Source organism: Rhodoferax sp. ZS1R8, from assembly GCF_056521325.1.
Map to the genome: position 1 here is coordinate 1 of NZ_JBWMBA010000122.1, position 1,206 is coordinate 1,206.

Sequence of the window (1,206 nt, forward strand, 5' to 3'; positions counted from 1 at the left end):
GAGCAAGCGCGACCATTCCCTCTACGTTGCGTTTGCGCCGGTCGAAAACCCGACGATTGCGCTGGCCTTGATTGTCGAGAATGCCGGTTGGGGCTCCGGCTCTGCAGCGCCCATTGCGCGACGCGTTTTTGACTACTGGCTGATGGGCCAATACCCCAATGATGAAGACATGGCTGCCGTGCGCAAGGGTCAGGCCATGGCCCCCATCGGCAAGCCCCTGGTGGCTGCTCAAGTGCCTTTGCCGCGCGCCGGTGCTAGGGTTCCATTGGCGGTAAACGCCACCGTGGCTACACCCACGAGCGCCCCAGCGAGCACCCCGCGTTAAACCGCCGCGCTCAGCGCAGGAACGCGTCGTAACTGGTTTTGAGGATTAGTGCCGACACCACCGCGATAAAAACCCCCCGCACAAACCCCGTGCCGTGTTTCAGCGCCAGATGTGTCCCCGCCAGGCTGCCCAACACATTGGCAATCGCCATCACCAGCACAAAATGCCACCACACATGGCCTTTGTAGGCGAATAGCAGGATGGCGGCCAAGTTGGATGCGGTGTTGAGCAGCTTGGCGCTGGCCGATGCGTTCAGAAAGTCATAACCCAGCAGACGCACCAGCAGGAACACAAAAAAACTGCCAGTACCCGGCCCAAAGAACCCGTCGTAAAAACCGATCACCGCACCAATGCCACTGGCGATCAGGGCTTCGCGCTGGCCCACGAAGCGCGGCGTGTGGTCGCGCCCCAGATGTTTCTTGGCCAGCGTATAGCCCAGCACCAGCACCAGTACCACCGGCAAGGCCTTGCGCAAATACTGTGGCGACACCACGGTCACCAGCCAAGCGCCGCCCATGGACGCTGCAAAACACACAATGGCAGCGGGCACCAGCGCATGCCAGCGCATCTGCACCCTCTTGCTGTACTGCACCGTTGCTATGGCCGTGCCCCAGACCGAGGCACCCTTGTTGGTGCCGAACAGCGTGGCAGGGTGTGCGTTGGGGAAAGTGGCAAACAGCGCAGGTACCAGCACCAGACCACCGCCACCGACGATCGAATCTACAAAACCGGCCAGGAGCGAGGCCAACGCGACAACAAGCATTTCCATGCCTTGATTCTCGGACAAAAAAAAGCACTGACTGGGTCAGTGCTTTTGTGAGCTGCATCTCAAGGTGGATGCAGAAATTATTGCTTGTTGCTTACCGTCTCCTCGGCTCGCT

1 protein-coding gene and 1 pseudogene are annotated in these 1,206 nt (G+C 60.1%); one reads left to right on the plus strand and one right to left on the minus strand.

The window, feature by feature from the left end; translation table 11 throughout:
- Positions 1–325: pseudogene (locus AC097P_RS24310) on the plus strand (penicillin-binding protein 2); the annotation flags it as partial.
- 10 nt (positions 326–335) lie between these two features.
- Here the strand turns inward: AC097P_RS24310 and AC097P_RS24315 are convergent.
- Complete coding sequence (locus tag AC097P_RS24315) at positions 336–1,094, minus strand: sulfite exporter TauE/SafE family protein (protein WP_479612988.1); 759 nt, start codon at positions 1,092–1,094, stop codon at positions 336–338.
- Between the last annotated feature and the right edge of the window lie 112 nt (positions 1,095–1,206).